Genomic DNA, 6,052 nt, shown 5'->3' with positions numbered 1-6,052 from the left:
CCAAATTTTGGAGTTTTGGACTACAACTAAAAAATAAACCTCGCTTATCCCGAAGTTTCGGGAGCTTAAACGAGGTTGTTTTTTACGAATTATTTTGAAAAATTTTATTTTGAATGGGTTGTGCAACAGTTACCCGTGTTACAAGCTGCCCTTCTTTCTGTCGAAGTGCTGTCATGTCGAGTTTGCAGTGTCCTTGTGCGGTTGGGCAGGCATACTCTTTTGCAAGCTTGGGCTAGTGTGTCGGCTTGTGCGGCTTGCAAATGTGTATGACTGCGAAGGGTTGGCATTTTAGTTTTTAGTTTGTTCTCTGTCAAAAAGATATTTTACATACTTGTCCGCTTCCTTAAAATGAAACAAATCTGCTTTATTAACTTCTGTAATTACAATTTCAAAATTTGGATATTCTTCATAAATTAATTCAGCAATTTCGTCATTAAGTTGCCAGTCTGAAAGCTAATAACTTAAAAGAAATGTATTGTTAAAAACTTCCACAAAGTCAGCAGGGAATTTGTGCTTAATTTTATCTAATGAAAATGTGTCGTCTGTAACTACTAAATATACTGGCATTATTCTACTGTTTTTATTGTTTCGTCTCCGCTTATGTTTCTCACTTTTATTCTCAATGGATTTTTGTCGCTGGTAATTTTGCCGTTCCAAAAGTTTTTTGATTTTACTCCGTTGGTAATTACATAACCGAGTTTGTCAATTTTAATTTCTGTGGTGCTGTGCCATTGTCCTTCTGTGTTTTCGCAGTCAAGGGCAATAAGCTCAATGAGTTCTAATCCTTCTTCACTGATGTTGATGGGATTGAATTTCTTGCCTTTGGCAACAGATTGTAAATTTCCTTTTTGGTTAAATTCACCGATTTTCTGAATTAGACGGTCGCTAATGAATTTGTTTATTTCTGTTTCGTAACCGTCTTTTGTTTTAGTAGTTTTAAAATCTATAATGTCCTCAATTACTACATCGTGCAATAGATTTTTAAGGTCTTTTAATTCAACCTCTATTTCTGTGGCGTTGTTGTCTTTTATAAATTTCTCCAATGCCTTTTGGTCGTCAATGTCTATGTAATACACAATTACTTTTTTGGCATTGACTTCTAAGTTTGATAGTTCCTGATTGATTATGGTGTTTATGGTGGGAATGTCCAAAACCTTTTCTTGTGTATTAAGCAAATTGGGAACGTAAACCGGCACAATGCCTTCTTTACTTTTTGTGATTGCACCAAACCAAAAATTGCTAATTCCTTTTACTCCTTTTTGTAATCCTGGAATAAGTGTTGCCAACTTATCCATTGTTTGCTGTGGGTTGCGGAATAAGCTAACACCGTCTTTTATTTCCAATATTTGAAAGTTGGCTTTGGCTTCAACTAATCTATCTCTAACTGTCTGAATACTGTTTATTCCAATATCACAATGAATAAATTTTCTGCCTAAGTCGTTTGCTACTTTTGCTGTTACTCCACTACCGCCAAAGAAATCAGCGATTATCATTCCTTCATTACTACTTGCCTTAATGAACCTTTCTAACAGTGCTTTGGGCTTTTGTGTTGAATAACCGACATTTTCACTACTAGTTTTTCTTGTCACTGAAGTTTGACCAATTGCCCAAACACTATCAAGGAATTTTTCTGTAAATGTTTCATAGATTATTTTACCATTTTCATCTCTCGCAACTTTTAGTGTCTGGGTTTCTTTGTCCCATACTACTTTATTTCTTTCAACTGGCTTGTCAAGTTTTTCGGTTACCCTTTGAAAGGTATAATTGTCCGATTTTGTATAGAAATATATCACATCGTGCTTTTTAGCAAAACCTGTGGTGGCATTACCTTGTATATAATCAGCATAATACCATATAATCTCATTTCTAAACAAGTCCTCTCCAAAGACTTCATCCATAAGTATTTTTACATAATGGCCAATATGCCAATCTAGGTGAACATAAATACTGGCCTTTTCATCCATAACTGATTTAATAGCTAAAAGATTTTCATACATCCAATTGAGATAATCTTCTTTTGACCAAATGTCTCCATACATTTTTTCTTCAAATGCTCTTAATTCCTCAATATCCATTTGTTGTTCAGCCTCTTCAATTTTTTTGGCAATATTTGGATTTCTACGGATAAAAACTTTTTTTGAATAATCAATACCACTTGCAAATGGTGGGTCAATGCAAACCAAATCAACCTTAATTCCTTGTTCCTTCAAATATGCACAAGCCGATATACATTCGCCACGTATAACCAAATTTTTAGAAGGTGCTCCTACTGTTTCAATAGGTTCTACTTCATAAAAGGGCATACCTCTTTTTATGCGGTCAAAAACCTTATCATTTTCACGGTATCGCAATACTCTTTGATTGCGTGTTATATTATTCAAAACTGCTTGTCCTTCAACCGTGTTAGGGTAATATGGAATGTATTTTATTGGCATTTTTTCTAATTGTTAATTATCAATTGTTAGTTGTTAATGTTTGCTTTGGTCGATTTGATTATTGATGTAAGTAGTTTGATTATTTCTACTGCATCTGCATTGATGCTTTGAAATTGTTCATTGGTTAAATAGTCCGTTTCTTTTAGCAATTCGAGCCAATAGATACTTTCATTTATTTCTTTTTGAGCAATTGACATTTTGTGTTTAAAATCTGCTTTGCTTTCAGCGTGTTCAGCTTCTCGAACTAATGCACCAACAGCAGTTCCGCTTCTCAACAATTGCTTTGAAAGAACAAACTCCTTTTTTGTTTCACATAAAAACTGATATAGTTTTACAACTCTAATTGCAAATGCAAAACTTTTATTTTTTATAATATTCTCTGTCATTTCATTAACAATTTACAATTAACCATTAATCATTGAAGAACTGGTTTAACTTATTGTTCAATTCTGTGATGTTGGCTGCAATGTTTTTGCTGTCTTCCAAATACAGGAAGTCGAAACGTTGATAGCCGAATTTATCTTGGTTGAGTTTTAAAAACTCTGTTTCTACATAGTTTTTCTTTTTCTGAAAAACCTTGTCTTCTGCATACAAAGCACCTTTGGTTTCAATAAGTAGGGCTTTATGAATTTTATCTTTAGCGGTTCGTTTCACAATTAAAAAGTCAGTAGTGTATTTCCCAATGTTTTTCCAATACTTTCCTTCTTTGGCAAAGCAGTTAATGACAAATTCGGTTAAGCCACGTTCGCCATTGTAGTATATTTCCAACTCTTTAGTTTTGAAATCAGCTAATCTTAAGGTTTCTTGAAGTGCTTGTATTTCAAAACCACTGCTTCCGCTAGCTCCAAAATTGTAGGGTAAATAATGAAAGGAATTATTTTTAGATTTTGTTGGTAGAGAATAATCTTTATCGGATTTGAAAGTTTCATATTCAGGAACCCACTTTTCCATTCCTTGACTTATCATTGTCTCCTTCATTACCAGATAAGCCTTTTCAACTTCTGCCCAGTCAAATTCAACATCGGCATTGCTTTTATCTAATTCAAGAATTTTGTTTGTATCAGCTTCGTTCGGATAGAGTTTTGGATTTTTCTCTACATTGGTCAAGCGTTCGGCAATCAATAATTCCGCTTGTTTTGGAATTACTTCTGTGTCGGTTTGTAAATCTCTTTTGATGCTAAACGCAACACGAATTTTTGATTGTATCAAATGCAAATCATACAGTTCATTGAAAAAGCGGTTTCCGTCTTTTTCAAAAGAAACGGTTTCAAATATTTCGTTTAATTCTGTATCGTATTGATGCAATTGTGTTTCCGAAATCAACCCAAAACTTTGGCGGCTCATTTCAAAAAGCCATTGGTTGTAATTGGCAAATGCAATTCCTGTTTCGTTAATAATGTCAATAGTTCCAGTATCAATGTTTGAAATTTCACTGGTGCTGATTAAGGCAGAAGCCTTGTAATCTTCCATCTTTTTAATGATAGCTTTTAACTTGGCTTTTGTGTTTGCTGTTTCTTCCTCATCAATGCTTTGATAAGTAACTTTCATTTGATAAAATTCCACTTTCGGCAACTGCAAGTATTCCATACGGCTGTGGCGTTCAACCATTTCGGCTTTCCCAATTCGTTTGGTGCTGTTCAGTTCGTCAATGCTGCTGTTTTGTTCTTGCTTTAACTGTTTGTTCAATGTATCGGCATTATCTTTATTCAACCAAATCAAAGCAGTTTCTTCTTTTCCTTTGTCCACTTGGCGTAAACATCTGCAAGATGTTTGCAGCACCATATTTTGTGGGCTGTCGCCTTTTTGCGAAAGGATTACACCTGTTAAACTTGGACAGTCCCAACCTTCTTTTCCCACTTGAACTAAAAGAATGTAACGCTTTTTTGAAATAGCCAAATCCAATGAACGGAATTCTAATTCATTCTCTTTTGGCAAAGTGTATTTTTTATTTCCTCCATGAAATTTTAAAATCTCGGCAGGATTTATTTTCAATTCACTTGTCAGGAACGGATAAACTTCTTCTTCTAAAACCTCAATGTTACTGCAATAGATAGCTATTTTAGCAATAGCACCATTTTCATAAACAGTTTTCTTGTATAGTGTATCAAAGTCCTCAATTCCTTTTTTAATGATTTGAAAACGGTCAAGGTTTTGTCCGATTTTTACTGTTGGTGTTTTCAGAAATTTCTTAATTGCTGTAACCAATGGATAATAATATACCGTGTTGGTTATTTGAGAAAACTTAAAAGCGTAATCACCTGCTTTGATAGTTTCAGCACCCTGCAAATATGGCGTTCCCGAGAAACCTAAAACGGTTGTGATGTTCCCTTTGCTGTGCCAATAATTTACGGCTTGCCGTAATTTAATATCATCGGTTGCAGCGTGGTGAACTTCATCTATAAGGATTGTCAAGTTCGGAATTTGTCCGAACAATCTTTTTAAATCGTTGCTTGTATCTTTTTCTTCTTCCTCCAGTTCCAATTCTGTTTGAGCATTGAATTTGAAACTTTCCAAAATCACTTTCTCTGCATTTACAACAAACACTTGTCCGAATGGATTAGGTAAGCAAGCATTTACTTTTTGAGCATTGGGGTTTCTTGCCTTGTTACTTTTCTTCGCTGATTTCTGCTCGTCCAAAACATCAAACTTCAATAGTTTTTTTAGTTTGCTTGCCGATGGTTCGGGCAACACCCAAGAAGGGTCGTAATTTTCAATTGTCTTTAAACTCGGAACGATAGAAGATTTTAAGCCCGAAGGAATAAGCACCAAAAAATTATGTGCAAATGCTTTATTCTCTGGTTCGTTGTCGGCAAAATACAAGTCCAAATAAATGAAAGCAGCCATTAGAAATGTTTTACCTGCACCCATCGGCAAACTCATTAAGTAGTCGGCATAGCTTACATTGTAGAAAATGCTTTTTATAATAGTGTCGTAATCTAATTCAGTTGGTTTGTCAACAATTAGTTTTTCGAGTTCGGGGAGTAAAGAACCGTTTCCGTTTTTTGTTCTTGCAAAGTCATACAATGCAAAAGCGTCTTTGTTGGCGGTTAAAAAATCTCTTGCCGTTTGATTAATATTAAGTTTTGATAAGTCTGTGCCGTTAGTGAAAAAGCCTTCTGAAAATAATTGCCAAAGTGGTTTATTCTGTCCTTGTATTTTCAAAAACAAATAAGTCTCAATTGCTTCAATTTGCGTATCACGTAACTGTCCTTTGTCACGGATATACTTTATCAAATCACTAATGGTGCAGTCGTCAGACTGCAACCATTTGTTTTTCTTTTCTTGTATGATATAATGAAGCATTACTTTTTCTTGTATTTAATTTTCTGTTCAGCAGCTTTCAAAACTTTGTCAGCCAAATTCTCGTCTTGCAGGTCGTAAGCTACTTTGTCGCTTAACCACTCAACTAATAAAGTTTCCTTGTCGAGCTTATAGAACTTAGCAAATTTCAGAACCTGTTCCTTTGTCGGCTTGCGTTCGTTGCGTTCAAATTTGCTAATGATAGCTTGGTCAATGTCCAGTTCAGCTGCAACTTGTCGCAGGAACAAACCTTTCTCTTCTCTTGCTATTCGTATTAGGTCACCAAAGTTACTCATAAGACAATATGTGTTTTGACA

4 protein-coding genes are annotated in these 6,052 nt (G+C 34.8%); all 4 read right to left on the bottom strand.

Annotated elements, in window-relative coordinates:
* Nucleotides 1-566: 566 nt before the first annotated feature.
* Genes O9316_RS11640 through O9316_RS11625 form a run of 4 tightly spaced genes read right to left on the bottom strand, consistent with a single transcriptional unit; the run spans nt 567 to nt 6,031 of the window.
* On the bottom strand, nt 567-2,435 hold the full coding sequence (locus tag O9316_RS11640; protein WP_298347241.1) for a site-specific DNA-methyltransferase: 1,869 nt from the start codon (nt 2,433-2,435) through the stop codon (nt 567-569).
* Nucleotides 2,436-2,461: 26 nt separating this feature from the next.
* Nucleotides 2,462-2,821, bottom strand: a complete 360-nt coding sequence (locus O9316_RS11635) for a four helix bundle protein (protein WP_298347239.1) — start codon at nt 2,819-2,821, stop codon at nt 2,462-2,464.
* Between the two features lie 25 nt (nt 2,822-2,846).
* On the bottom strand, nt 2,847-5,738 hold the full coding sequence (locus O9316_RS11630; protein WP_298347238.1) for a DEAD/DEAH box helicase family protein: 2,892 nt from the start codon (nt 5,736-5,738) through the stop codon (nt 2,847-2,849).
* Nucleotides 5,738-6,031: a helix-turn-helix transcriptional regulator gene (locus O9316_RS11625; RefSeq protein ID WP_298347236.1), complete on the bottom strand. Its 294-nt coding sequence runs from the start codon at nt 6,029-6,031 to the stop codon at nt 5,738-5,740. The genes O9316_RS11630 and O9316_RS11625 overlap by 1 nt, the downstream gene beginning before the upstream one ends.
* Nucleotides 6,032-6,052 lie beyond the last annotated feature (21 nt).

It is taken from the genome of Flavobacterium sp. (assembly GCF_027533505.1).
Taxonomy (GTDB): domain Bacteria; phylum Bacteroidota; class Bacteroidia; order Flavobacteriales; family Flavobacteriaceae; genus Flavobacterium.
This window is presented reverse-complemented; position numbering and strand designations above follow the sequence as displayed.